Origin of the sequence: Sodalis sp. C49, from assembly GCF_046352915.1 — a bacterium.
GTDB lineage: Bacteria > Pseudomonadota > Gammaproteobacteria > Enterobacterales > Enterobacteriaceae > Acerihabitans.
Genome location: NZ_CP163303.1, coordinates 5,418,414 through 5,443,364, shown reverse-complemented (window position 1 = coordinate 5,443,364; position 24,951 = coordinate 5,418,414). Strand labels below are relative to the sequence as shown.

Annotated in this window: 23 protein-coding genes; 13 read left to right on the top strand and 10 right to left on the bottom strand. The window is 60.1% G+C overall.

Going from position 1 to position 24,951, the window contains the following annotated elements; translation table 11 throughout:
• Positions 1–121: 121 nt before the first annotated feature.
• Positions 122–967: a metal ABC transporter substrate-binding protein gene (locus ABUK12_RS24665; protein ID WP_410016769.1), complete on the bottom strand. Its 846-nt coding sequence runs from the start codon at positions 965–967 to the stop codon at positions 122–124.
• 283 nt (positions 968–1,250) lie between these two features.
• Between ABUK12_RS24665 and ssuE the strand changes: the two genes are divergently transcribed.
• From ssuE to ABUK12_RS24645, 4 genes are all read left to right on the top strand, one after another.
• Positions 1,251–1,814 carry an NADPH-dependent FMN reductase gene (gene ssuE / locus ABUK12_RS24660; RefSeq protein WP_410014281.1) on the top strand — a complete coding sequence of 188 codons (564 nt, stop codon included), beginning with the start codon at positions 1,251–1,253 and terminating at the stop codon, positions 1,812–1,814.
• 118 nt (positions 1,815–1,932) lie between these two features.
• Complete coding sequence (locus ABUK12_RS24655; RefSeq protein WP_410014280.1) at positions 1,933–2,919, top strand: ABC transporter permease; 987 nt, start codon at positions 1,933–1,935, stop codon at positions 2,917–2,919.
• On the top strand, positions 2,916–3,758 hold the full coding sequence (locus tag ABUK12_RS24650) for an ABC transporter permease (RefSeq protein ID WP_410014279.1): 843 nt from the start codon (positions 2,916–2,918) through the stop codon (positions 3,756–3,758). Before ABUK12_RS24655 ends, ABUK12_RS24650 begins: the two co-directional genes overlap by 4 nt.
• Positions 3,759–3,764: 6 nt before the next feature.
• Positions 3,765–5,414, top strand: a complete 1,650-nt coding sequence (locus ABUK12_RS24645; RefSeq protein WP_410014278.1) for an ABC transporter ATP-binding protein — start codon at positions 3,765–3,767, stop codon at positions 5,412–5,414.
• Between the two features lie 57 nt (positions 5,415–5,471).
• On the opposite strand, the gene ABUK12_RS24640 is transcribed toward ABUK12_RS24645, so the two are convergent.
• Genes ABUK12_RS24640 through ABUK12_RS24615 form a run of 6 tightly spaced genes read right to left on the bottom strand, consistent with a single transcriptional unit; the run spans position 5,472 to position 13,201 of the window.
• Positions 5,472–6,284 (bottom strand): SDR family oxidoreductase, encoded by an 813-nt coding sequence (locus ABUK12_RS24640; protein WP_410014277.1) that lies wholly within the window; start codon positions 6,282–6,284, stop codon positions 5,472–5,474.
• An 11-nt stretch (positions 6,285–6,295) separates the two neighbouring features.
• Positions 6,296–7,528: an acyl-CoA dehydrogenase family protein gene (locus ABUK12_RS24635; protein WP_410014276.1), complete on the bottom strand. Its 1,233-nt coding sequence runs from the start codon at positions 7,526–7,528 to the stop codon at positions 6,296–6,298.
• Positions 7,529–7,537: 9 nt separating this feature from the next.
• Positions 7,538–8,890: an LLM class flavin-dependent oxidoreductase gene (locus ABUK12_RS24630; protein ID WP_410014275.1), complete on the bottom strand. Its 1,353-nt coding sequence runs from the start codon at positions 8,888–8,890 to the stop codon at positions 7,538–7,540.
• Positions 8,887–10,242: an LLM class flavin-dependent oxidoreductase gene (locus ABUK12_RS24625; RefSeq protein ID WP_410014274.1), complete on the bottom strand. Its 1,356-nt coding sequence runs from the start codon at positions 10,240–10,242 to the stop codon at positions 8,887–8,889. The genes ABUK12_RS24630 and ABUK12_RS24625 overlap by 4 nt, the downstream gene beginning before the upstream one ends.
• A 42-nt stretch (positions 10,243–10,284) precedes the next feature.
• Complete coding sequence (locus ABUK12_RS24620; protein ID WP_410014273.1) at positions 10,285–11,547, bottom strand: acyl-CoA dehydrogenase family protein; 1,263 nt, start codon at positions 11,545–11,547, stop codon at positions 10,285–10,287.
• Between the two features lie 49 nt (positions 11,548–11,596).
• A complete protein-coding gene (locus ABUK12_RS24615; protein WP_410014272.1) occupies positions 11,597–13,201 on the bottom strand; it encodes an ABC transporter substrate-binding protein in 1,605 nt (534 codons plus the stop codon).
• Positions 13,202–13,500: 299 nt separating this feature from the next.
• On the opposite strand from ABUK12_RS24615, the gene ABUK12_RS24610 reads away from it, so the two are divergent.
• From ABUK12_RS24610 to ABUK12_RS24580, 7 genes are all read left to right on the top strand, one after another.
• The gene (locus ABUK12_RS24610; protein WP_410014271.1) at positions 13,501–15,102 is read left to right on the top strand and encodes an ABC transporter substrate-binding protein; all 1,602 of its coding nucleotides are present in this window, start codon (positions 13,501–13,503) and stop codon (positions 15,100–15,102) included.
• 1 nt (position 15,103) lies between these two features.
• A complete protein-coding gene (locus ABUK12_RS24605; RefSeq protein ID WP_410014270.1) occupies positions 15,104–15,889 on the top strand; it encodes a class II aldolase/adducin family protein in 786 nt (261 codons plus the stop codon).
• Positions 15,882–17,093, top strand: coding sequence for an acyl-CoA dehydrogenase family protein (locus ABUK12_RS24600; protein ID WP_410014269.1), 1,212 nt, complete (start codon positions 15,882–15,884; stop codon positions 17,091–17,093). Before ABUK12_RS24605 ends, ABUK12_RS24600 begins: the two co-directional genes overlap by 8 nt.
• 8 nt (positions 17,094–17,101) lie before the next feature.
• On the top strand, positions 17,102–18,247 hold the full coding sequence (locus tag ABUK12_RS24595) for an LLM class flavin-dependent oxidoreductase (RefSeq protein ID WP_410014268.1): 1,146 nt from the start codon (positions 17,102–17,104) through the stop codon (positions 18,245–18,247).
• A 27-nt stretch (positions 18,248–18,274) separates the two neighbouring features.
• Positions 18,275–19,852, top strand: coding sequence for a rhodanese-like domain-containing protein (locus tag ABUK12_RS24590; RefSeq protein ID WP_410014267.1), 1,578 nt, complete (start codon positions 18,275–18,277; stop codon positions 19,850–19,852).
• A gap of 220 nt (positions 19,853–20,072) precedes the next feature.
• The gene (locus ABUK12_RS24585; RefSeq protein ID WP_410014266.1) at positions 20,073–20,495 is read left to right on the top strand and encodes a DUF2000 domain-containing protein; all 423 of its coding nucleotides are present in this window, start codon (positions 20,073–20,075) and stop codon (positions 20,493–20,495) included.
• A 117-nt stretch (positions 20,496–20,612) separates the two neighbouring features.
• Positions 20,613–21,437 (top strand): helix-turn-helix domain-containing protein, encoded by an 825-nt coding sequence (locus ABUK12_RS24580; RefSeq protein WP_410014265.1) that lies wholly within the window; start codon positions 20,613–20,615, stop codon positions 21,435–21,437.
• 99 nt (positions 21,438–21,536) lie between these two features.
• On the opposite strand, the gene ABUK12_RS24575 is transcribed toward ABUK12_RS24580, so the two are convergent.
• Positions 21,537–21,734: a hypothetical protein gene (locus ABUK12_RS24575; protein ID WP_410014264.1), complete on the bottom strand. Its 198-nt coding sequence runs from the start codon at positions 21,732–21,734 to the stop codon at positions 21,537–21,539.
• A 48-nt stretch (positions 21,735–21,782) separates the two neighbouring features.
• Positions 21,783–22,010: a YgdI/YgdR family lipoprotein gene (locus ABUK12_RS24570; protein WP_410014263.1), complete on the bottom strand. Its 228-nt coding sequence runs from the start codon at positions 22,008–22,010 to the stop codon at positions 21,783–21,785.
• Positions 22,011–22,282: 272 nt separating this feature from the next.
• Here ABUK12_RS24570 and ABUK12_RS24565 point away from each other — a divergent pair, with 272 nt between their 5' ends.
• Positions 22,283–23,170: a class I SAM-dependent methyltransferase gene (locus ABUK12_RS24565; protein ID WP_410014262.1), complete on the top strand. Its 888-nt coding sequence runs from the start codon at positions 22,283–22,285 to the stop codon at positions 23,168–23,170.
• Positions 23,171–23,231: 61 nt separating this feature from the next.
• Here the strand turns inward: ABUK12_RS24565 and pagP are convergent, their stop codons facing one another.
• Positions 23,232–23,765 carry a lipid IV(A) palmitoyltransferase PagP gene (gene pagP, locus ABUK12_RS24560; protein WP_410016768.1) on the bottom strand — a complete coding sequence of 178 codons (534 nt, stop codon included), beginning with the start codon at positions 23,763–23,765 and terminating at the stop codon, positions 23,232–23,234.
• Between the two features lie 478 nt (positions 23,766–24,243).
• Between pagP and ABUK12_RS24555 the strand changes: the two genes are divergently transcribed.
• Complete coding sequence (locus ABUK12_RS24555; RefSeq protein ID WP_410014261.1) at positions 24,244–24,882, top strand: nitroreductase family protein; 639 nt, start codon at positions 24,244–24,246, stop codon at positions 24,880–24,882.
• Positions 24,883–24,951 lie beyond the last annotated feature (69 nt).

Genomic DNA, 24,951 nt, shown 5'->3' with positions numbered 1-24,951 from the left:
GAAGGCTATACCGATAGGTTCGCAATGGAATACGTCGGGATAGCCTCAATATAGTTGAAGATACTGCAGCGGGCAAAACCGTGGTTGTGACGCCCACCGCCGCCACGCGGCGGCGCTAGGGTTATTGCATGCTGGCGGCTATCGTCTCGACATTGTGTTTAAAGGCCGCCTCGTAGGTCGTCGCGGGCCCGCCGGCTTTCGATAACGATTCCGGATACAGTTCGCCACCCGGCTGCGCGCCACTGGCGGCCGCCACCTGCTTCACCAGGCGCGGGTCGGTTTGATTTTCAATAAAGTAGGTTTTGATATGCTTTTCCTTAATCTGCCTGATCAAGCCGGCGACGTCGCTGGCGCTGGCTTCGGCTTCAGTGGAGAAACCGACCGGGGCGAGGAACTCCACGCCATACTCGGCGCCGAAATAACCAAAAGCATCGTGGCTGGTAATCACTTTACGTTTGTCCGCCGGGATGGCGGCGAAGGTGCTTTTTGCCCAGCTGTCCAGCTTTTCCAGTTTTTGTATATAAGCGCTCCCTTGCCGGCGAAAATAATCCGCATCCTCAGGATCCGCGGCAATCAACGCCTGCATAACATTGCGGGCATAAACTGCGCCGTTTTTGGCGCTGTTCCATGCATGAGGGTCGGTGACGGTTTTGCCTTCCTCTTCCATGTTGCGCGTGTTTACGCCCGTGGACGCGGTAATGATCTTGCCCTTATAGCCTGACGCCGTGATCAGGCGATCCATCCATCCTTCCATCCCCAGGCCGCTGACAAACACGACGTCGGCTTTATTTAACGCCTGGCTGTCTTTTGGCGCCGGCTCAAAACTGTGGGGATCGCCATCCGGGCCCACCAGGCTGGTCACGGTGACATGATCCCCGCCAACCTGTTTTACGATATCGGCCAGTACGGAAAAACTGGCTACCGTATCGACCGTTTTGGCCAACACGGCGGGGCTCGACACCATCATGGCCACCGCTAATGGTAGGGTTAAACGATTCAATTTTCTCTCCTTGCTGATAAACGCGCGCTATAAACGCCAGTTATTGTTACTTTATAACATAACATGTAGCGCGATTTGCTGGCAAGACTTAACGCCGGCGGTCATCATTTATTCAGCTATAGAAAGCCAAAAAAGATATTTTTATTTTTATTACATGCGTAATAAGGTGGTTGCGCATATGTAATGGCGCTGTATTTATTTTGAGATATTTTGTATTGGCAGAATATGATGATTGTTTCAAGGAGCTGTAATGAATGTTATTACCCTGGCCGGTAGTCCGCGTTCGCCCTCGCGTTCGGCGGCGCTGTTGACTATCGCCCAGCGCTGGCTGGAGGGACGGGGTATTAAGGTTACCCCCTGGAATGTGTTTAATTTTAACGCGGAAGATTTGCTGTACGCGCATTTCGACAGCCCCGCGCTCAATGACTTTGTCAGGCAGCTTGCCGGAGCCGATGGCGTGATTATCAGCACGCCTATTTATAAAGCCTCGTTCAGCGGCGCGCTGAAAACCCTGCTGGATCTGCTGCCGGAGCGCGCGTTCGAGCATAAAGTGGTGCTGCCGCTGGCCACCGGCGGCTCGGCAGGGCATATGCTGGCGCTGGATTATGCCCTCAAGCCGGTGCTTAACGCGCTGAAAGCCCAGGAGATCCTGCACGGCGTTTTCTCAGAAGACAGCCAAATCACCCGCTACGATGGCGATCCGTTGTTAAGCGCCGCGCTTGAAGGCAGATTGCTGGAATCCCTGGAGACCTTTACCCGCGCACTGGAAAGGCAATCGCAATTCAGCCCCTTGCATATCTCATCAGCCTTGTAGGCCTCGGCAGCGGCCGCCGGCAAGGGGCGGCGTGGAGAATAAGGTGACCCTAATGAAATCGGCTTGGTTAGATTACGCTAAACACGCCATATCCTTATTTTTAACGGGAGGATAAGCGATGCAGGGGAGAATTGGCTATATAGGCTGGCGGCTGTTCCAGATTTTGCCCACCACGTTTACCATTGTGCTGTTGGCCTTTGTGTTAATGAAATTAGCGCCCGGGGATGTTATTGATGTCGTGGCGGGAGAATCTGGCGGCGCCACGCCGGAATATATGGCGGAAATGCGTGAATTATATGGGCTGAATATTCCGATCTGGCAGCAGTTTATTCATTATCTCGAGTCGCTGGCGCATTTCGACCTGGGCTATTCCTTTCGGGAAAACATGCCTGTTGCCGACTTAATCCTCAGCCGGTTGACTGCGACCATTTCCCTGTCTTTAACGGCGATTATTTTCGCCCTGTTGGTTGGCGTGTTGCTGGGCATTATTGCCGCGCGCTACCGCGGTTCCTTCTTGGACGGGCTGATCTCGGTTTTTTCCACCATCGGTTTTGCCACGCCTTTATTCTGGATTGGCTTGTTGCTGATCGTCGTATTTTCCATTAATTTGCGCTGGTTTCCGGTGAGCGGCATCGCCACCGTCGGCGCCGACTACGCCAGTCAGGTCTATTACCTGCTGGACGTAGCAAGGCATTTGATCCTGCCGGCGTTATCGCTGAGCCTGTTCTTTCTGTCGATGTATGTCCGCATCACCCGTTCCTCAATGCTGGAAGTCTATGGACAGGACTTTGTGCGCACGGCCAGGGCCAAAGGATTAAGCGAATGGCGGGTAATATTCGGCCATATCCTGCGTAATGCCGCGCTGCCGATTATTACCATTACCGGCCTGGAAATCGGCGGACTGCTCAGCGGTTCGGTGGTGGTGGAAACCGTCTTCGGCTGGCCGGGTATCGGCCGGCTGGCCTACGACGCGGTATTTTCCCGCGACCTCAACCTGCTGCTGGGCATTTTCTTGCTCAGCTCCTTTCTGGTGGTGCTGATGAATCTGCTGGTGGATTTGATCTATGTCGCGCTGGATCCGCGCATCGGGAGACGCCGCCCATGATATCTCGCGGTTTTCGCGCGCGGCTGGCCCGCTCATATTCCACGCAGATTGGCCTGCTGTTATTGTTGCTGATCCTGTGCGGCGCGGCGGCGGCGTCCTATTTTTTCCCCGGCGACCCGCGCAATATGGTCGGCAGCCCGACGATTTGGCCCGGCGCCGATGCCCGGTTTCCCCTCGGTACCGACATGATGGGCCGCGATATGCTTTCCGGCCTGCTGTATGGCGCCCGCACCTCGCTGATGATCGGCCTGTTCGCCACCGCGCTTTCCGTGGTGCTCGGTATTGTCATCGGCGTGATCGCGGGTTATTTCGGCGCATCCTGGGTTGACGATATCCTGATGCGCCTGACCGAAGTGTTCCTGACCATGCCGCGCTTACTCTTTGCCATCGCCCTGGTGATGGTGCTGGGTCCCTCGACATTCAGCATTTCCCTGGCGCTGGGCGCGACCTCCTGGCCGCAAATCGCGCGCCTGGTGCGCGGCGAGGCGCTGCGCGTGCGCGAAATGGAGTTCGTGCGCGCCGCCGCCACCATCGGGCTTGGACACCTGCGCATCATCACCCGCCATGTCTTGCCCAACAGCATCGCGCCGGTGATGGTGGCCTCGTCGGTACTGGTGGCGCAGGTTATTTTATCCGAGGCGTCGTTATCCTTTCTCGGGCTTGGCGATCCCAGCGTGGTGACCTGGGGGGGCATGGTCGGCTCAGGGCGCGAGGTGCTGCGTACCGCCTGGTATATGACCGCCCTGCCCGGCCTGGCTATTTTCGTGACCGTTATGGGCTTTATGCTGATCGGCAACGGCCTGAACGATATTTATAACCCACGCCTGCATAGGAAGTAGATTACGATGGCAACAGAAGAGAAACCGACCGCCGCCGTCGACGGACCGATACCGCTCAAGCTACTTGACGTGCGGGATTTACGTATTGGTTTTAATGGCGAAGAGATTGTGCACGGCATTTCTTTTCATATTAAGCCGCATGAAAAGGTCGCCCTGGTGGGCGAGTCCGGATCGGGTAAAAGCGTGAGCGCCATGAGTTTATTACACCTGATCCCCGGCGCCAGCGTGTCCGGACAGGCGCTGTACGGCAATACCGATCTGCTCAAGCTGCCCGAGGCGGACGTACGCGCCGTCAGCGGCAAGGATATTTCGATGATTTTCCAGGAGCCGATGACGGCGCTTAATCCCCTGCATCGGGTCGGGGAACAGATTGCCGAAGTTTACCGGCTAAAGCGGCGGATGGGCCGTAAGGACGCCTGGGAGCATGCCGTGGCCCGGCTCGCGGAAACCGGCATCGCCGAGCCGGAACGGCGCGCCAATGCCTATCCGCACCAGCTTTCCGGCGGGCAGCGCCAGCGCGCCATGATAGCCATGGCGCTGGCCGGCGAGCCCAAACTGCTGCTGGCTGACGAACCGACCACCGCGCTGGATGTGACCCTGCGGCTGCAAATCCTTGAACTGTTGTCCGCTTTGCAGCGCAAGAACGGCTTATCCATCCTGCTTATTACCCACGACCTGCACCTGGTGCGCCGTTTCGCCGATCGGGTCATTGTCATGGAAGCCGGCAATATCGTGGAAGTCGCCCCGACCGAACAGCTGTTCCAGGCGCCAAAACATCCCTACACCCGTCAGTTGATCAACAGCCGTCCGCAACGGGACATCGGCGCCGTCGCCGCAGACGACGCCGGGCAGCACCCGCGCCTGGAGGGCAAAGACCTGCAGATAAGCTACCCGGTTTCGCATCCGGGAATAGGCAACTGGTTCCGGCGCCACCGATTCCAGGCGGTCAAAAATGCCGACTTCGTGTTGCGGCGCGGACAAACCCTGGGCGTTATCGGCGAGTCCGGTTCAGGCAAAAGCACGCTGGCCGCCGCGGTGCTGGGACTGATGGATCATGAAGGCTCGCTGCTTATCGACGGCATGTCGTGGCAGCAGGCCAATGCGCACTCTTCCCTGGCGCGCCGGTCGCAACGGCGCAAAATACAGGCGGTATTCCAAGACCCCTTCTCTTCCCTGTCCCCGCGCCTGAATATTGCCCAGGTGGTGGGCGAAGGCCTGCATTTCCATCATCCCGAACTGTCGGCGCGGGAGCGGGAGCGGCGTATTACCGCGATCCTCGGCGAGGTGGGTCTTAACGAAACCCAGTTTCCGGGGCTGCTGCACCGGTATCCCCATGAATTTTCGGGCGGCCAGCGCCAGCGCATCGCCATTGCGCGGGCGCTGATTATCAACCCCGATATTCTGGTGCTGGACGAGCCTACCAGCGCTCTGGACGTTACCATCCAGCGGCAAATCATTACCCTGCTGCAGCGACAGCAGCGCGCGCATGGTCTGAGCTATCTGATCATTACCCATGATGTGGCGGTGGTGGCCGCCATGGCGCACCGGATTATCGTCATGAAGGAGGGTAACGTGGTCGAGGCGGGGGACGCCATGACCCTGCTAAACGCCCCGGTCCATCCCTATACGCGCAGCCTGATCCTGGCGGCGGCCTGATACCCCGGCACGCGCAGGCGCCAGGGGCGGGCGCCTGCGCCGCTGGCCGGCATACGCCTAAAAAACGGGATGCTGCCCGCCGTCCACGGCGATAAACGCGCCGACCACATAACTGGCGCGTTCGCTGGCCAGGAACAACACCACGTCGGCAACCTCCTCGGGACGGCCGAAACGGCGCAAGGGCAATCCGTCGCTGAGCCGGCTTAGCGCCTCCCCGGGCGTTATCCCCAGGCGCCGGGCTTCATGATCGACGGTCTGATCAATGCGATCGGTTAGGGTATATCCCGGATTGACGGCATTAAGCCGGATGCCGTAACGCGCGTAATACTGTCCCAGTCCCAGGGTGGACAACAGCAGCGCCGCATTGGCCGCACCACCCGCCACATGCGACGGATGCGGCACCCGCGCGCCGGTGCCGATAATATTGACCACGGCGCCTACCTGGCGCGCCGGCGCGCCGGCGCCCGCGGCCTGCGCCACCCAGCGTTTGAGCACCGCGTCCTGGGCGTGGATATAGGTATAATATTTGGCGTCCATGGCGGCATGCCAGGCGGCGCTGTCGAGGGATTCCGGCGGGTTGCGGCGCGCGGCGCCCGCGCTGTTCACCAGGATATCAATCGGCCCCAACTGCCGGGCCAGCTGTTCGACGGCGGCCTCCGCCTCATCGCTGTGGCTAAGATCGGCACGCGCCACGGCAATCTCCGGCCCGTCATCCGCCAGCGCCAGCCGCGCCTGCGCCAGATTGCGCGTATCCCGCGATACGATGCCCACCCGCGCGCCCTCGCGCAAAAAAGCCCGGGCGACGGCCAGGCCGATGCCTTTGCTGCCGCCGGTGACCAGCACCACTTTCCCCGCTAATCCGAGTTCCATAACCCCGCTCCTTAAATTTTTGTATTGATCGGCGGCAGTATGCCGTTTAAATAAAAATCCCCCACCGCCCGCGCCTTATACGCCACGGGATCGTGGGTGGTATGGGTACGCGCGTTGCGCCAGTGTCGGTCAAGGTTAAGCGCCGTCGAGGTCGCCGAGGCGCCGCCAAGACGGTAGATCATTTCGCTCACCCTGACGGCGGCCTCGGAAGTGGCGTATTTCGCCTCCGCCACCGCAATCGACGCCTCCCCCAGCAGGCGATCGCTCGCCTCGCTGCCGGCCCATTGTGCCGCCAGGGCGTGGTCCAGCGCTTGCGCCCCGCGCTCAAGCAGGGTTTCCGCACCGTGCGCGATAATGGCCATTTCACCGACGGTATGCAGCACATACGGATCGGCGGTGGCGCCGCTGACGCCGCTTTCGCGCAGCGCGCGCGCCTGGTTACGCCCGTAAGCGCAGGCGTCCTCCAGGGCCGCCCGGGCGATGCCGGCGTCGATGGCGGCATGGATCAGCTGCGCGAATCCCCCTTCATGGGTGCGGCGCTGGCCATAGGCGGGAATGCGTAAGATCTCCCCCTCGGCGATAAGCACATTGTCAAACACCGTGGTGCCGCTGGCGGTGGTGCGCTGTCCCATGCCGTCCCAGTCGTCGCTGACGGTCACGCCGGGGCGATCCACCGGGACGAACACCGCCGCCCGGCCCCCCTCCTCATGCACCGCCGTGACCAGAATAAGGCTGGAGAACAGACTGCCGGTGCTGTAATACTTGCGCCCGCGCAGGCGCCACTCCCCATTTTCCCGCGTCAGCCGGGTGGCCACGTCGCCGATAAAGGCGCCGTCACGTTCGGCGGCGGCGTTGCCCATCATTGCCCCCCGCAGCACCCGATCGAAGTAGTGCCGCTGCTGCGCGGCGCTGCCATATAACCGCAGTTTTTCCAGATTGGCGAATTGCGGCGCGATCGCCTGGGCGATATTGGGATCGCCCGCCGCCAGCAGGCATATCACGCGGGAAAAAGTCGTCAAGTCAGCTTCCAGGCCGCCGTATTCCCGCGGCACCCGCATCGACAGCAGCCCGCTTTGCCGCAGCGCGCGGATTTCCTCGTGGGGCAAGGCCCGCTGGCTATCGCGCCGCGCCGCGCCGGCGGCGAAACGCAGCCTGAATTGCTCCGCCGCCGCGATAAGCCCGGACATATCGTCTTCTCGCCCGCCTGGGCGCAAGGCGTGTTGCTGGTCATGGTCTGTCGGCATACCTGTTCCTTAATAATGATCGCGCGCCGCATAGCGACTGGCCGGGCGCGCCAGACCCATAATCTCCCGGGTGGTCGCGCCCTGATAGCGCCGGCGATATACCCCGCGCCGCTGCAGCTCGGGCACCACCAGGTCGACAAAATCCGCCAGGCCTCCGGGCAGCCAGCCCGGCATGATATTAAACCCGTCCGCGCCGCCCTCCTGGAACCAGGCGGTCATCATATCGGCGATATCCGCCGCGGTGCCGGTAAGCACCGGATGGCCCCGGGCGATGGCCACCTGCAAATATAAATCACGGATGGTGAGGTTATCGCGCCGGGCGATATGCCGGAGCAGCGCGATCCTGCTGTTGGCGCCCTCCCCGCCGGCCGCCGGCAGGTCGGGCAACGGCCCGTCCAGGGGATAACCGGACAGGTCGATGCCGCCCAGATGGTGCTCAAGCTGCGCCAGGCCAACCTCGGGGTGGATAAGCGATTGCAGATAATCGAATTTTTCCTGCGCCTCGCCCCGGGTGCGGCCCACCACCGGAAACAATCCCGGCAAAATACGCAGCGCGCGCGCCGATCGCCCCGTCGCCCGCGCCTGGCTCTTTAACTGGCCATAAAACGATTGCGCGTCCGCCAGGGTGGTCTGCGCGGTATAGATAACCTCGCCCACACTGGCGCCGAGCGCCATGCCGGCCACCGATGAACCGGCCTGCACCAGCAGGGGGTGGCCCTGCGGCGGCCGGGCGATGTTCAGGGGACCGCGCACGCTGAAAAATTCGCCCCGGTGGTCCAGGGCATGCAGTCCTTCCGGCCGGAAATAGACGCCCGCGTCCCGCTCGGCCACGATGGCATCATCATCCCAGCTGTCCCACAGGCCGCGCACCACGTCGACAAACTCCCCGGCGCGGCGGTAGCGCTCCCCGGCGGGCGGGATGGACCCGGCGCCGAAATTTTCCGCCTCCGCATCGCTTGAGGAGGTGACGATATTCCATCCCGCCCGGCCGCCGCTCAGGAAATCGAGCGAGGCGAATTTGCGGGCGATATGGAAAGGCTCGTTAAAGGTGGTCGACGCCGTGGCGATAAGCCCGATATGCCGTGACGTCTGGCTCAGGGCCGACAGCAGCGTTAAGGGTTCAAAATGCGCCTTTGGCCCCCGCCCAAGGCGTTCGGCCGAACGGTCGCGGATGGCCAGGCCGTCAGCGAGGAAGAACAGGTCGAACAGACCGCGTTCGGCGATCTCCGCCACCTGCCGGTAGTGGGCGAAATCCATCGGCCCCAGGGGATTAACCTGTTGGTGGCGCCAGCTGGCCAGATGCCGGCCGGTCATCTCGACAAACACGCCGAGGTTCATTTCATGCCGCGCCGCGCCGCTCATGCTGGCGCTCCCGTCGCCCGGCCGGCATAACGGTTGGCCGGCCGCGCCAGCCCCAGATGGTCGCGCAGGGTAGCGCCGGTATACTCGTGGCGAAACAAGCCGCGCCGGCGCAGTTCCGGCACCACCTGGTCGATAAATTCCAGCAGGCCGCCGGGCAGCCAGGGCGCCATGATATTAAAGCCGTCCGCCCCGCCGCCGGTAAACCGTTCCTCCAACTGGTCGGCAATTTGCGCCGCCGTGCCGAAAATCGCCCAATGGCCGCGCGTGCCGGTGACATGCCAGTAGAGCTGGCGGATGGTCAGATTTTCACGCCGGGCGAACGCCGCCAGCAGCCCCTGCCGGCTCTGGTTTCCCTGCGTCGGCGGCAGTTCCGGCAGCGGCCCGTCGATGGGGTAGGACGACAGATCGACGCCGCCCAGGTGGCGGGCCAGGACCGGCCAGCCGATTTCCGGGTCGACCCATGACTGCAATTGCTCGAATTTTTCCCGGGCATGAGACTCGGACTCGCCGATAATAGGGAATACGCCCGGCATGATTTGCAACTGATCGGGATGGCGCCCGTAAGCCGCCATCTTCTGTTTAACGCTGCGGTAAAACGTCCGCGCATCCTCAAGCGTTCGCTGGGCGGTAAAAATCACCTCAGCCCGGCGCGCGGCCAGGTCCTGCCCGTCGTGCGACGACCCCGCCTGCACCAGCACCGGCTGCCCCTGGACCGGGCGCGAGATATTCAGCGGGCCCCGCACCTTAAAAAACCGCCCCTGGTGATCCAGCACATGCAGTTTGCGCGGGTCGAAAAAATGCCCCGTCGCTTTATCATTGAGCAGCGCGTCGTCTTCCCAGCTGTCCCATAATCCCTGCACCACGTCCACGAACTCCTGGGCGCGCTGGTAGCGCAGGCCGTGCTCCATCACCTCGTCACGATTAAAATTCAGCGCCTCGCCCAGCGTCCAGGAGGTCACCACGTTCCAGCCCGCCCGTCCCCCGCTGATATGATCGAGCGAAGCGAACTTGCGCGCGACATTGAACGGCTCGTTATAGCTGGTGGAGGCGGTGGCCACCAGCCCGATTTTTTCGGTTACCATCGCCAGGGCGGACAGCAGGGTGAGCGGTTCATAGTTCACCGTGCGCGTCGTTCGGCCGATATATTCGTCCTCCTCGTACTGGAAAGTCATCTGATCGCCTAAGAAAATCATATCAAACTTGGCCGCTTCGGCCCGGCGGGCCAGCAGTTTGAAATGCTCCAGGTTCATGCCGGCGTTAACCGGGGCGTCGGGATGCCGCCAGGCGCCGATGTGATGGCCGACATCCTGTAAAAACGCGCCCAGGCGCAGCTGTTTTTTCTGTTGTGTCAAGGTTAGCGCTCCGCTTGTTTACCCTGCTTCCACCCGCCCCCATCAGTCATACATGGTGATGGGGGGCGGCGTCTGGTTAAGGTAATAATTGCCGACCACGCGATAGCGGTGATTGATCGGGTCGTGGGTGGTATGGGTGCGTGCGTTGCGCCAGTGGCGGTCAAAGTTGTTCTCACGCAGCGTCGCGGAAGAGCCGCCGACCTCGTAAATCAGCTCCGCCGCCCTGAGGGCGGCGCCGTTGCAGACGATTTTCGCCTCGGCCGTGGCGATGGAGCCGTCTATCAGCTTCTGCTCCAGTTCATCCCCGGTCTCGCCGCCGTGCCAGGCGGACGCCGCGGTGTCCACCAGCGCGGCGGCGCGCAGCAGGGCCGCCTCGGCGCCATGCGCGTGGGCGATGATATTGCCGATGGTATGCTGGACAAACCAATCGTCGACGGAGCGCTGTACCCCGGAATCGGCGCGCGGCCGCGCGCCGCGATGCGCCCAGGCCACGGCGTCGTCCAGAACCGCCAGAGCGATGCCCACCTCAATGGTGGAATGCAGCATTTGCGTGGCCGCCGGCTGGTAGTTGCGCTTTTTGCCCTCGTCGCTGGTGTAGAACATCACCTCCTCGTCCGCCACCGCGACATCCAGGAATTCGGTGGTGCCGCTGGCGGTTAACCGTTGCCCCATGCCGTCCCAATCGTCGTGCTGCACAATGCCCGGCCGGGCGCGGGGCACAAACGCCGAAACTGTGTCGCCGCGATCATCCTTAGCGGTAACCCGCAGTCGATCCGCCATCAGGCCCCCGGTGCTGTAGAATTTTTTACCGCGCAAACGCAGCCCCTGCGGCGTTTGCACCAGCCGGGTGGTCATCTCCGCCACGAACTGCCCGCCGCGTTCGCCGGTCGCGCCGCTGATTAAATCGCCGTGCAGCAACCCGTGGAAATAACGCGCCTGCTGGGCGGCGGTGCCCGTCAGGCGAATACGCTCCACCGAGGTGAAATGCGGGATCAGCACCTGGGCCACGTTGGGATCGCCCTTCGCCAGCAGGATGACGATGCGCGCCAGTTCCGCATAAGACAGTTCGGGCCCGCCATAGGCCCCGGGCACCCGCGCCGCGCCGATACCCGCCCGCAGCACCCAGTCCAGTTCCGCATGGGGCAGAATACGTTCCTTGTCCCGTCTCGAGGCGTCGGCCGCCAGCCTGGCGCCGAGTTCCGCCGCCCGGGTTATCACATCGCCGGCGCGGGTATCAATCCCGGCGACCGCTTCGGCAAATCGGCCGGCCGGCCCGGCGTCGATGGTGGAAGAAGATAAAGACATAAAGACCCTCGCTTGGGACCGTTAAGTGGTGGCATCAACGCCGTCGCCATCAGGGCTGTTCGGCGATCCAGGCGTCGCGAAAACCGGAGTGCGCGCCCGCCGGGGAAAAATCCAGTCCGTGCAATTTACGGTTGTATACCGTGAAAAAAGGCGCTTCCATTACCGGAAGCAACGGTAAATCAGTCAGGGTTTGCCGTTGAAACTGACCGATAATGGCGATGCGCCGTTGTGGATCGACCTCATTTTGATAGGCGGCTATCAGCCGGTCCGTTTCCGGGCTGGAGTACGCGAACGCATTGGCGTAGGGCACCCCCGGGGATTGTGCTTTGGAGTCAAACACCCGCGTCAACCCCATTTGCGGGTCGAGCATCACGCCGAAGCCCTGGAAAATAATATCGAAGTCATAGTCCGAATAGACTTTTTTCAGGAACGTGGCGTTATCCAGCGGTGAGAACGCGATATCGATACCGATCTTGCTGAATTCCTGGCGCAAAAACTCTCCCGCCAGCAGGAACTGGCCGGAGCTGGGATCGGTATACAGACGCAGGGTGAAACGCTTGCCGCCGGCTTTCACCGGATAACCCGCCTCGTCCAGTAATTTACCCGCTTTCGCCACGTCGTAATCATAACGGGGAATATCGTCCGTATAGAACCGGGTCAGGGATGCGGGCACCACGCTGTATTCCGGCTTGCTTTGCCCATACCAGACGGTATCGATTAACCGCTGGCGATCGATGATATGGGCGATAGCCTGCCGCACTTTCACATTGGATAAAACAGCCGATCGCAGGTTAAAGCCTATAAAATAGGTCTGCGCGGCATAGGCATAGCCGCGGGATTCAAATTTGAGCTCGGGATTTTTTTTCAGGCGCGCTATATCGGAAAAGGGTACGCCGGCATAGGGAATATAGGATACTTCCCCCGATTCCAGCGCGCCGCTGCGGGCGGCCGCGTCCGGGATAAACCGGTAAATGACCCGATCCAGATAAGGTTTGCCCTTATCCCAATAATCGGGATTTTTCTCCAATACCACATATTGCCCCCGTTTCCATTCTTTAAAGCGAAAAGGACCGGTGCCGATGGGCCGCGCATTTTCCGGGTTCTTGCGAATATCGCTGCCGTCGAAAATATGTTTCGGCACCACTTGCGATTCCGCGCCGTCCAGCGCGCTTAATATCACCTGCGAGGGTGAGCTGAGGCGGAATATGGCCGTATAGTTGTCCGGGGTCTCCACATCTTTTAATGCCGAGAAGGTCGATCGCCCGCGCGAATGCACTTTTTTCCAGACTTCCAGCGCCGAGTATTTTACATCCGCCGCGGTAAAGGGCTGCCCGTCGTGCCATTTAACGCCCTGGCGCAGGTGAAAAGTGATGCTCAATCCGTCCGGCGCCACTTCCCAGGAAGTCGCCAGGCGGGGCTGGGGCTGAAACCTGTCGTCGTAATACACCAGGCCGTCAAATATATTGGCTGAAATCACGCGATTGGCATATTGGTTGTTATAGGTCGCCGTCAGCGTGACCGGCTCGGGATAAATAGCGGCAATCAGGGTTCCTCCCCTGACGGGCGCCGGTTCCACCGCCCCGGCCGCGCCCAGAAAACTGGATGCCAGCAGGAGCGCTCCCACGGATAAGGCGGACAGGCATGATCTTAACATCTGTTTAAACCTTTTATTATAAATAATGGTTCCGGATCTGTGCAGGCGATGTTTTTCAACAGCGGAGAAAGTCTATCCCGGCGAAGATAACTTAATTAAATATCAATAATTGCTGTTTATAGACAACTTTGTGCTATCGAATTTATTACTGAGCTGGTTCTAAGTTAATTCAAAAAAAGCATTGGCTAAAAGCAGCCTTAATTTATATTTTAGGGTGTTTCCAAATTGTTAATGAAAGAAAGTTTTTTTATTACCACACGCCGGACCAGATAATTACCGAGGATGTAAGGTCATCATTTATGCCTATTTTTCAGCTGCCTTTGCCAAAAATCATTTTTGCCGCTATCGGCATCAGTTTTACCCTGCCCGTCTGGCCCGCCCTGGCCGCCGGCGGTAATCTGGTCGCCCTGGTGCAACCCGAGCCCGTTGCGCTGAACACCGCCTTTAATACTAATTTTCCTAACGGCGTGGTTTCCAATAATATCTATGAAGGCCTGGTGTCCTATAACCAGGAGATGCAGCCGCAGCCCAGCCTGGCGACCTCCTGGGAAGTGGCGCCGGACGGATTGAGCATCACTTTTCACCTGCGCCAGGGCGTTAAATGGCACGACGGGCAGCCCTTTACCGCGGCGGATGTAAAATACTCGGCGCTGGAATTATGGAAAAAAGTCCATCCGCGCGGACGCACCACGTTTGCCGCGCTCAAGGATGTGGAAACGCCGGATGACCATACCGCGGTGTTTCGCCTCGAACATCCCTCTCTGGTGATCTTAAGTTCGCTGAACGCCAACGAGGCGCAGATTTTACCGGCGCATCTGTTTGCCGGCACCGACGTGCGCACCAGCCCTTATAATGCCAAACCGGTGGGCACCGGCCCCTTCAGGTTTGTGCAATGGCAGCGGGGACAATATATTGCGCTGGAACGCAACCCCGACTATTGGGACAGCGGCAAGCCCAAGGTCGATAAGGTTATCTTTAGCATTATCCCCGACGCGGGATCGCGCGCCGCCGCGTTGGAAACCGGCGACGTGCTGTATGCTCCCTATGATTCGGTGCCCCTTTCCGATGTAAAGCGCCTTAGCCAGAACCCGCAGTTGGTGGTGACCAAGCAGGGCTACGATTCGTCGGCGGCCTATACGTTTTTGGAATTCAACCTGCGCAACCCCATTTTGGCCAACCTGAAGGTGCGCCAGGCCATCGACCGGGCAATCGATAAACAGGCGCTGGTGGACGTGGTCTGGTACGGCCTGGGTAAACCCGCCACCGGTCCCGTTCCCTCGTCGCTGAAGCGTTTTTATACCATCGACGGCGTGCCGCAGTATGCCTTCGATCCCGCCGCCGCCGAGAAGCTGCTGGACGAAGCGGGCTACCCGCGCAAGGCCGGCGGCGTACGTTTCCGCCTCGCCATCGACTATTTCCCGGTCAACGACGGTTTCAAGAATCAGGCGGAATTTATCCGCCAGAGCCTGAGCAAGATAGGCATTGAGCTGACGGTGCGTAACCAGGACCTGGCGACATTTATCAAGCGCATCTACAGCGATTACGATTTTGATATCGAGACCGGCCGCTGGGTGCCCATGATGGACCCGCAGATCGGCGGCCTGCGCCACTACTGGAGCAAAAATATCGCCCAAGGCACGCCCTGGTCCAATGCCTCGAATTACACCAATCCCAACATGGACCGGATTATCGAGCGGCTGCAGGTGGAAATAGACCCCGGCAAGCGCGCGGGCGAATTCCATGAATTCCAGCGTCTGGCCCAGACCGACCTGCCGGTTATCCCCCTGGTGGAACAGCAGAATTTCACCGTCTACAGCACCCGGCTTCACGGCGTGAGCACCGCGCCGGACGGCGCCTTATCGTCGCTGAAAGATGTCTCTTTGCAACCTGAAGGAAAATAATATGAGTTTGTTCTCCGCCAACGATCCCGGCGCGACGGCCCGGCACGAGGCGCGGTTGGATCTCGCCGCCGCGCACCGTCTCGCGGTCTGGCACGATTTCAGTGAAGGCATTTATAATCATTTCACCCTGGCGGTGCCGGGCAGCGACGATCGCTTCCTGCTGCCGCCTTTCGGCCTGCATTGGTCGGAAGTGCGGGCCAGCGAGCTGATGACCATCGGTTTTGACGGCACGCAGCTGGACGGGGAAGGCATCATCCAGCGTTCCGCTTACTGTATACATGCGCCGATCCATGCCGCCCATGCCAAACACCAGGCGGTGTTCCATACCCATATGCCCTATGCCGGCGCGCTGACCCGGCTGGAAAGCCAGCATCTGCTGGCGCTCGGCCAGACCGAGGCGCTGCTGCTCGACCAAATCGCCTACGACGAGGGTTACGACGGCCTGGCCCGCGATCCGCGGGAAGGCGAACGGCTGGCGGCGATCCTGGGCGAAAAGACCATTCTGTTTATGGGCAATCACGGCGTACTGGTGACCGGGCGCTCCACCGCCGAAGCCTACGATCGGCTGTATACCCTGGAGCGCGCGGCGCGGGTGCAGCTGTTTGCCCTGTGGACCGGCCAGCGACTGCGGGGATTGAGCGCGGAGCAGGTGGATAAGGTACAGGACCAGATTCATAACACCCCACTGCACGATGCGCCGGGCGCGCAGTACAAACCCGGCTATCAGCTGCATTTCGACGCGCTGCGGCGTCTGCTTGACCGGCGCGAGCCCGACTATCGTGACTGACCTGGCCTCAGGGGATGATGCCCCGCTAACTTTTTCCCGGCTACTGGCGGCGGCCGGGCAATTCAGCGCCCAGTTCAGCGCCGGCGCCGCCCGCCGCGACCAGGAGCGGCTGTTGCCCAAGGCGGAAATCGCCGCGCTGGCCTCCTCGGGCCTGCTGGCGGCACGGGTCGCGCGCGCATACGGCGGCGGCGAGGTCAGCCTGACCCAATGGGTGCGCCTGATGCTGCCCCTGGCCAAAGGCGATCCGAATATCGCCCAGGCCATCCAGCCCCACGCCTGCGGCATCGAAAAGCTGCGCATTTACGGCACCCCGGCGCAGCAGCGGCGCTACCTCGGCGCCATCGGCGACGGCGCCCTGATCACCAATGCCTCCGCCGAACGCCATACCGGCGCGGTCGGACAAATCGCCACGCGCCTGGTCCGGGAAGGCGCCGGCTGGCGTTTGGACGGCACCAAGCACTATGCCACCGGCAGCCTGTTCGCCCACTATTTTTATGTCCTGGCCAATGATGACCAGGGCGGCCGGGCGCTGGCGCTGCTGCCGGCGGACAGGGCCGGCGTCCATATCCAGGATGACTGGAACGGCATGGGGCAGCGGACCACCGCCAGCGGCAGCGTGACTTTTACGCATGTCGTGCTGGCCGACGACGAAATCCTGCCGCTGCCGGAATGGAAAACCCGCCGCACGTATGAAGGCGCCTTTGCCCAACTGCTGCACGCGGTAATCGATACCGGCATCGCGCTGGCCGCGCTGGAGGATGCCGCCGATTACGGCCGCAACCGCGCCCGGCCCGTCAGCGACGCCGGGGTTGACCGGGCCGGCGATGACCCGTATGTCCAGCAGGCGGTGGGAGAAATGTCGGTGCTGGCTCATGGCGCCGAAGCCATGGTTGGGCGCGCCGCCGGCGTGCTTGAGCAGGCCATGGCGTTATTCTGGCGCGGCGCGGACGCCGAACGCGCCCTGGGCGAGGCCTCGGTCGCCGTCGCCGAAGCCAAGGTCGCGGCCGAACAGGCAGCCCTGCGCGTGAGCGAAATGCTCTACCGCGTCGGCGGCGCCGGCGCGACGATACAGCCGCTGAACCTGGACCGGCACTGGCGCAATGCGCGCACGCATACCACCCATGATCCCATCGCCTACAAAACCAAGATCATCGGCGATTTCGTGCTAAACGACCGTTTGCCCCCGATCGGCACTAAAATTTGAGGTTACCTATGCATTATCCCGTTTTGCCGCCGCTCCCGCCGGACAGCCCCCTGGGCATAGCCATGAAACAGCCGCTGATGCTCGGGCTGTTTTTACCCATCCATAACGGCGGCTGGACCATGTCGTCCTATCCCCGGGGCACCGACTGGACCTTCGATTACAATGCCGCGCTAACGCGCCAGGCCGAGGCGCTGGGATTTGAACTGGTGTTCGGACCGGCGCACTGGTTGCCAAAGGGCGGGTTCGGCGGAGAAATCCGCTATCGCGAAACGGCGCTCGACACCCTGATGACCGCGGCGGGCCTGGCGGCCATTACCGAACGCATCCTGCTGATTTCCACGGTGCATATTTTTTATGGCCCCTGGCATCCCCTGCATTTGGCCAAGTTCGGCGCGACGCTTGATCATATGTCGGGGGGCCGCTGGGGCCTGAACGTCGTCACCGGTTTCCGTAAAGACGAATGGGCCATGTTCGGCCAGGAGCAGCCTGGCCACGACCAGCGCTATGCCCTTGCCGACGAATATGTTTCGCTGCTGCAGCAGCTTTGGGCCGGCACGGAAAACCTGGATTACCACAGCGACCGGTGGCGGTTGAACCAGGCGTTTGTCACGCCCAAACCCCGTTATGGCCGGCCCGTGATAGTCAGCGCCACCAGTTCGGCCGCCGGCATCGCCCATGCGGTACGTCAGGCTGACCTGATTTTCGTGACCAGCCCCGCCGGCGCGTCGTTCGAGGCGGCCATCGATGCGCTGCCGGATATTACCCGCCAGGTCAGGACGGCGGCACAGGCAATCAACCGCGACGTGCGGATCCTGGTCAATCCGATGATTATCGCGCGCGATACCGAAGCCGAAGCGCAGGCGGTATATCAGGCGATCATCGCCCAGGCCGACCATGGCGCGGTGGACGGATTTTTCCATACCCACGCTACCGGCGATAGCCGATCCTGGCGCGGCCACCAGCGGGATGAGCGTATTGTCGGCGGCAATATCCAACTGGTGGGCACGCCGGAGCAGATCACCGAACAAATCCTCCGGCTCAAGGCTATCGGCTGCGACGGACTGCAACTGTGTTTTGTCGACTATCAACCCGAGCTGGCTTATTTCGGCCAACGGATCCTGCCGCTGCTAAAACAGGCGGGCCTGCGTTATTAACGCATTATTTCTTCATACAGGCATTTTATGACACGACAACATGACGCCGGGCGGCCCGTTGCGCTGGCCACCCTGCTGGACTGGCTCGACGACGGCGAAGAGCTGGCGTTTATCGATATCCGCGAAGAAGGCCCCTATGGCGAGGGTCATCCGCTGCTGGCGGTTAACGTTCCCTACAGCCTGCTCGAAACCGCCCTGCCCCCGCTGGTGCCCCGCGCCGGCACGCGTTTGGTGCTGCTGGGCGACGACGAGGATGTGACGGCGCGGGCCATAACGCGCTTATCCGCCCTGGGATATGACCGGCTTTATTTTCTGGCCGGTGGAGTACAGGCCTGGGAGCGCGGCGGTTACCCGCTATTCAAGGGCGTCAACGTGCCCTATAAAGCCTTTGCCGAGTTTGTCGAACACCTGCTGCATACGCCGGATATCGCCCCGGACGAACTGGCGCGCCTGATCGAACGCCAGGAGGATTACGTCCTGCTGGACAGCCGCACGGTAGAGGAATACGACCGCTTCCATGTGCCCAGCGCCATCGCCGTACCCAGCGCCGAACTGCTCTATCGCTTCGAGGACCTGGTGCCTTCGCCCGAGACGCTGGTGGTCATCTCCTGCGCGGGCCGCACGCGCGGCATCATCGGCGCGCAGACCCTGATTAATGCCGGCGTGCCTAATAAAGTGGTGGCGTTGTCCGGCGGCACCCAGGGATGGCGGCTGGCCGATTTGGCGACGGTAAGGGACGATGCCCGCTACTTCCCGCCACTGAGCAAACGGGCGCAGCAATCATCCCGCGCACGGGCGGACGCGCTGGCACAACGTTACGGTGTAAACGTTATCGACGCGGCCACGCTCGGGCAATGGCAATCGGACCCGGAGCGCACCACCTATCTGTTCGATGTCCGTAATCATGACGAATATCAGCGCGGCCACCGGCCCGGCGCCCGCTGGGCGCCGGGCGGACAGCTGGTACAGTCGCTGGACAAATGGGCGGGCACGCGCAATGCGCGCATTGTGCTTAATGATAATGACGGGGTGCGCGCCACCACTACCGCCCATTGGCTGCTGCAGCTCGGCTGGGAGGCGGTGGTGCTGCCCGGGTTCGATGCGGCGAACGCCTCATCTTCCCCCAAGGCGCCCTTGGCGCCGCCCCCCGTTCCGGTTATCGACGCGGCGGCGGCCAGGCAAAGGCTGGACGCCGGCGCCCTGGGCCTGAGCGCCGATCGCAGTTGGGAATACCGCCGGGCGCATCCCGCCGGTACGCGCTGGGTCAACCGTTCGCGGATCGCGGCCGACTTGCCGCCGGCCGCCGAGATCCTGGTGTTTGCCGGGCAAGGGCCGCTGGCCGAAGGGGTGGTGCGTGATTTAATCGATGCCGGATTTGATGCCAAACGCGTGTCCGGAAAGCCGCAGGATTGGCAGGCCGCGGGCTTAACGGTGCAAAGCAGCCCGCAGAATCCCCCTGAGGGCCAACAGATTGATTATCTGTTCTGGCTGCACGATCGCCATGACGGCAATGCCGCCGCCAGCGCCGCCTACCTGGCCTGGGAGGCCGATCTGCCGCGTCAGGTGGCCGATCCCTTAGCGGCGCATTTTGCCATCCGCCGCTAAGGGACCGGCCTGTCGCGCCGCACGCCGGCGCGACAGCCAATTTTACCCGCACAGTTGCCGATTAACGGCGCCGGACCCCACGGCTTATTGCCCCATGCCTTGCAGCGCGTGGCCACAGGATCCGCCCACCCAAGCGCCGCTATCCTGCAATAGCGTTCAAGACGGCGACGACGGGCCGCCGCATTATAGCGCGGTATTTTTATTTCATGGAGTTCCAGGCATGTCCGAAGCAACCAAAATACCCGAACGCTGCGTTATCGTGGTCGATAGCGAACTGCCCGCGGGCAGAGCGGCAAACGCCGCCGCCGTCATCGCCCTTACCGTTGGCCAGCGCCATCCGGCGCTGGTCGGCTTGCCCCTGGTCGACGCCAGCGGGTGCGAACACCCCGGTCTTATCCCCATCGGCATTACCGTTCTGGCGGCCGATCGCGCCACACTGTCCGCCCTGAGAGACAAAGGCGCCGGGTCGGGCTGCGACATCATTGATTTTCCCGTCCAGGGCCAGCAGACCACCGACTACGCCGCTTTTCGCGAGGCGGTTGCCCACGTGGCCACCGAAGAACTACAGTATGTTGGCCTTGCCCTGGTCGGCGAGCGCAAGCCCATAAGCAAAATCGTGGCCAAACTCGGGCTGCTAAAATAGCCGCAGGCATAAACGCCGGGGCGGCGCGGACCCTGCGTGCCGGCGTTGCCTGGGTTCTTCAAAGTGATGTAACCTAACAGAGGAGTGTTTGCGCCCCTTGCCCCAGAGGATGTCCCCATGCCGTTCAACCCTTCCGACGTCAATGTCTGGCGGTCGCCCGACCTGAAGGCCGAGCTGCTGCGCGGCACATTTGTTGATTTTTCCTATGATGTGCATACCCATGATACGGCCTGTTTCGCCCTGCTCACTGAAGGTAATATCCGCATCCGCACGCGGGGCAATGAATTTATCGCCCGGCGCGGCGATCTGTATGCCATTGACGCGGACGAACCCCATGCGGGCTGGCCCGTCACCGCGCAGGGGTGGAGCCTGCGTACCCTGTATGTGGATATCGCTTATCTGCATCAGCTGGTTGACGAGCGCGGCGCCAGGCATGCCTTGACGATTTCCGGCCCCATTATCAGGGATCCCGAGATTAACGCTATTTTGTATGCGCTACACCGCAGCTCGGAGACCCAGGGATCGCTGTTATTTCGCGATCAGGCTTATCTGGCGTTTTCCGACACGCTGATGAAGCGTTACGTTAAAGACGCCGCCAAATCGCCGGACGGCGGACCGGAGCTTGGAGCGGTGCGGCGGGCGCGGGCGTTTTTGGATGAACATTTGGGGGATCGCGTCAGTCTGATGGATATCGCCGTCCAAACCGGCATACCACCGTTTCGCCTGCTGCGCGCGTTTGAGCGCGAATACGGCATGACGCCCCACGCGTACCAGCGCCAGGCCCGGGTGCGCTATGCCATGCACCTGATCCGCCACAGATGCCCTCTCAGCCAGGCGGGTATTTTATCCGGTTTTGCCGACCAGGCCCATTTTACCCGCTGGTTTCGGCGCTTTATGGGGGTAACGCCCGGTCAATATCAAAAGGCCCTGCACGGCGTTTAGCGGTGAGAATGACCTGGCTGTCAAAAGGACCGCGCGCTTGCCGATGACCTCTTTCGCCGGCCGGGCATGAAATACCGCTTTCACCATCGGATCGTTCGCTTAAATAAGTCTGGGCGAGTGATCTTTAATACCAAAGCGATCGGGTAAATGATCGTGAAAATTGATGGTTGCTTTATTTAATGGTATTTCTGGAATTAACTCATTACCGGCCCTTATGGCTGGATTTGCCAGGCTGATTTCCTGGCGGATTAAAACGGCGTTAGCGCCAGCAGGATAACATTCTGCTATTGCGGCCATAAAAAAACCCCAGCAGGGTGGGGTTTCGTCTCTGCGCGATGTTATGCGTCAGTGTTGGATTTCCATCATTTCCTTAACGTCACTGCGATTGATCTGCTGCTTGGTTCCATTAGCATCTTTGTAGCTTATCATACCGGTCTGGTCATCTACCTTCGGTTTGCCTTCACTGACAATGGTGCGTCCGTCGTTGGTATGCATGGCATAATTATTATCGGCGCAACCCGCCAGCAGGATGGTGAACATACATGCGGATAAAGCATATAAGCTTTTTTTCATAACGAACTCCTTTTGTTAGGCCTACTAAAGGTTTAGCACAGACAAACCAAGCCGCAAGTCGGAACGCATCTTTCGTCCTGTTTATACCCTGCCCCGGCGCGGCCGGCCCCACGGTCGAATCCGCGCCTACGCGCCGCGGGGCGCGGCCTGCGCGTCTTTTATGATGCCGCTCACGTTATGTTATCTGGAACATTGTCCTTTTTTACAGCGCTACTATGCTTTCTGATTTCTGAGGGCGCCAATGCCTTTTTATCTACCGGCGGATCCGGCCTATGTCGAAAAAAAAGCTTTTTTTCTCTTCCACCGCTGAAATGACCTGTCTGTTTCGGGCCAAATCTTTTGGCGAAACACGTCAACACTTTAAAGGCGACGATTTTATTGCGGTAATGATCTGTTATGCATTGAACTCATTTTTATCGCTGATGCATAAATCTTTTTTACTTAACGACGAGATGTTTAATGCCTCGGTACCGCCCGGCGCTTATGAATATATTTTAGGCCGGACAAACTTCCTGGATAACATTTTCATGACCCTGCCCGCGGACTGTAAACAGGTCTTTATTCTTGGCGCCGGTTTTGATTCCAGGTGCTGCCGCTTCCAGCAACAACTCAGGCACTGTCAGGTGTATGAAGTCGATCATCCTGATATGCAGCAACAGAAACGCGCTATTTTCAAAAAAATAGATATTGATTTTCCGGCCAACGTTCATTTTATCGCCATTGATTTTTCCCGGCAACGCATAAACGAAATATTGACACAGCTTGCAATTCCACGCGGCGAAAAATGTTTTTTTGTGCTGGAAGGGCTGACCTATTATCTGGAAGCGGAACAGGTCGAGGCTATTTTTACCGCCATTAGCCGGCACGGCGGTCCGGGGAGCCAGGTATTTTTTGATTATGTGGATACCGCAGCGATTGCCGGAGAAAATAGCCAATATGGTTTGCAAGAATGCGTGACGGCAGTCAGGAAACTCGGTGAAGCCTGGACGTTCGGTATAGAGGCTGATAAAGCCGCCCAATTCCTGGCGCCGTTTCATTTTGACATCATCGAACAATTGACGTCGCGTGAAATGGAGGAACAATATTTTACCGATGAACACCATAACCGGCTGGCAAAGACCATGAGTTCGCTGACGCTGGTACGCGCCCAACGGGTGTGAACGCGTCTATCGCCCCGGCTCCTCCTCCCTCACCCGGCGGGGTGGTCAAAGACGCCGTCGGTTAAAAACGCCAGCGCAGCCAGGCAAAAACAACATTGCCGTTATTGCGCGAACCAGGAATATAGGTGCCCTGGAAGGTAATAGTGTGATAGCTGACCGACGCCAGCGGCAATAGGGCCGGGATGGGATAATAACGCCAATTATGCCGGGCCGTGACCCCAAGCGTGAAGCCCGCTCCCAGCCTGAAATCGTTATCGGCAAGGGGCCGCCATTGCGATTCCCAGGCATAGCCGGCGAAAGGTTCCCAGCGGTTAAAGGAGTCCTTAAAAGCCATGGCATAGAGTGCGTGCCAATTATCCCGTTCGTCCAGTCGTGAAATGCCATATCCCAAACCCCAGGGACGCTCATTATAACGCCGGATATGCTCGTCATCATAAAAATAGCGATTATGCCAGGTTATTACCGGCACATAAATATCCTGGTCGGGTGAGGCGTTCCATGTCTTAGCGATATTGGCGGTAAAATTCCGCCATAAACCCTTATTCTTATCCAGCGTAGGATCATGACAGACATTTACTGCCAGCGCCTCAGGCATTATACCCAAAGCCAGTAGGGGAATTGCCGCCCATTTAAATAACCACATCAGGTTACTGCTCCCTGAAAGCAATACACCACATCATCATTTATCATCATTACCGCACACTATTACACGTAGGACTTATACCGGTTGCCGGGAGGATCCGGTGTTATACATTTCGGAATCGCAGGTTATGCCACACTTTGTATAAATCAAATATAAACAAAAATAAAAATGCGGATGGCCATGCGGACGTTATTATCCGGCGTGGACTGCCGGTAGGGATGAACCCGATAACAGCCTGCGCCTCTTGCGCAATGCCATTGCGGTAACATCTGAATGTTCGGCACGCGGCATGGTTTTGCCGGGGCGGTGATGCTGCTATTATTTAGCCGGCTCGCCTTTTGCCGCTAACCCCGGGATTGCCGGGGCCGACACTACGCCGCAAGCCCGGGCGCAATCCCGGCATGCACATTCACACCTGAAGGAAACCAAGATGACCACCGTTAATGAAAGATTGGCATGGCGCTATGCCACCAAGAAGTACGATGCGACGAAAAGCGTGCCCGCCGAAAAGCTTGAACGTATCATTGAAGCTGTGCGGCTGGCGCCTACCTCAAGCGGGCTGCAACCCTTTGAGCTGTTCGTGGTCAGCAACGCGGATATCCGCGCAAAGATTCGCACCGTGGCTTGGGATCAGGCGCAGATTACCGACTGTTCGCACCTGCTGGTTTTCGCCGCCTGGGACGACATCACGCCCGATCGCGTTAATATGATGTTCGACCTTACCAACGACGTGCGGGGTTTTAAAAACGAAGGTTGGGAAAATTATCGCCAGATGTTGCTGGGTATCGTCGCCGGTCGGGGCACGGAGGCTAACTATCAGGCGGCCGCGCGGCAAGCTTATATCGGCCTGGGCGCGGCCTTGATAGCCGCGGCGTTCGAAGAGGTTGACGCCACGCCGATGGAAGGATTCGATCCGGCGGCGGTCGATGACATCCTCGGTTTGCCGGCGAAAAACCTGCGTAGCGTGGTTATGCTGCCCCTCGGTTACCGGGCGGCCGAAGGTGACTGGCTGGTGAACCTGAAAAAAGTCCGGCGCAGCCGCGATAGCTTCGTCACTGAAATAAAATGAACCGGACATTATTGGTTTCAGCGGCGAGGTGATCGCCACTGCTGCTCATGGCCGGCGGCGATAAGCGAC

Bases quoted from the DNA above. Each gene is read 5' to 3' on its own strand.
- ABUK12_RS24575 (WP_410014264.1), bottom strand. From the start codon at position 21,734: ATGGCCGCAATAGCAGAATGTTATCCTGCTGGCGCTAACGCCGTTTTA.
- ABUK12_RS24635 (WP_410014276.1), bottom strand. From the start codon at position 7,528: ATGCCGACAGACCATGACCAGCAACACGCCTTGCGCCCAGGCGGGCGA.
- ssuE (WP_410014281.1), top strand. From the start codon at position 1,251: ATGAATGTTATTACCCTGGCCGGTAGTCCGCGTTCGCCCTCGCGTTCG.
- ABUK12_RS24565 (WP_410014262.1), top strand. From the start codon at position 22,283: ATGTCGAAAAAAAAGCTTTTTTTCTCTTCCACCGCTGAAATGACCTGT.
- ABUK12_RS24620 (WP_410014273.1), bottom strand. From the start codon at position 11,547: ATGTCTTTATCTTCTTCCACCATCGACGCCGGGCCGGCCGGCCGATTT.
- ABUK12_RS24580 (WP_410014265.1), top strand. From the start codon at position 20,613: ATGCCGTTCAACCCTTCCGACGTCAATGTCTGGCGGTCGCCCGACCTG.
- ABUK12_RS24595 (WP_410014268.1), top strand. From the start codon at position 17,102: ATGCATTATCCCGTTTTGCCGCCGCTCCCGCCGGACAGCCCCCTGGGC.
- ABUK12_RS24555 (WP_410014261.1), top strand. From the start codon at position 24,244: ATGACCACCGTTAATGAAAGATTGGCATGGCGCTATGCCACCAAGAAG.
- pagP (WP_410016768.1), bottom strand. From the start codon at position 23,765: ATGCCTGAGGCGCTGGCAGTAAATGTCTGTCATGATCCTACGCTGGAT.
- ABUK12_RS24610 (WP_410014271.1), top strand. From the start codon at position 13,501: ATGCCTATTTTTCAGCTGCCTTTGCCAAAAATCATTTTTGCCGCTATC.
- ABUK12_RS24585 (WP_410014266.1), top strand. From the start codon at position 20,073: ATGTCCGAAGCAACCAAAATACCCGAACGCTGCGTTATCGTGGTCGAT.
- ABUK12_RS24605 (WP_410014270.1), top strand. From the start codon at position 15,104: ATGAGTTTGTTCTCCGCCAACGATCCCGGCGCGACGGCCCGGCACGAG.
- ABUK12_RS24630 (WP_410014275.1), bottom strand. From the start codon at position 8,890: ATGAGCGGCGCGGCGCGGCATGAAATGAACCTCGGCGTGTTTGTCGAG.
- ABUK12_RS24650 (WP_410014279.1), top strand. From the start codon at position 2,916: ATGATATCTCGCGGTTTTCGCGCGCGGCTGGCCCGCTCATATTCCACG.
- ABUK12_RS24665 (WP_410016769.1), bottom strand. From the start codon at position 967: ATGATGGTGTCGAGCCCCGCCGTGTTGGCCAAAACGGTCGATACGGTA.
- ABUK12_RS24645 (WP_410014278.1), top strand. From the start codon at position 3,765: ATGGCAACAGAAGAGAAACCGACCGCCGCCGTCGACGGACCGATACCG.
- ABUK12_RS24615 (WP_410014272.1), bottom strand. From the start codon at position 13,201: ATGTTAAGATCATGCCTGTCCGCCTTATCCGTGGGAGCGCTCCTGCTG.
- ABUK12_RS24590 (WP_410014267.1), top strand. From the start codon at position 18,275: ATGACACGACAACATGACGCCGGGCGGCCCGTTGCGCTGGCCACCCTG.
- ABUK12_RS24570 (WP_410014263.1), bottom strand. From the start codon at position 22,010: ATGAAAAAAAGCTTATATGCTTTATCCGCATGTATGTTCACCATCCTG.
- ABUK12_RS24655 (WP_410014280.1), top strand. From the start codon at position 1,933: ATGCAGGGGAGAATTGGCTATATAGGCTGGCGGCTGTTCCAGATTTTG.
- ABUK12_RS24640 (WP_410014277.1), bottom strand. From the start codon at position 6,284: ATGGAACTCGGATTAGCGGGGAAAGTGGTGCTGGTCACCGGCGGCAGC.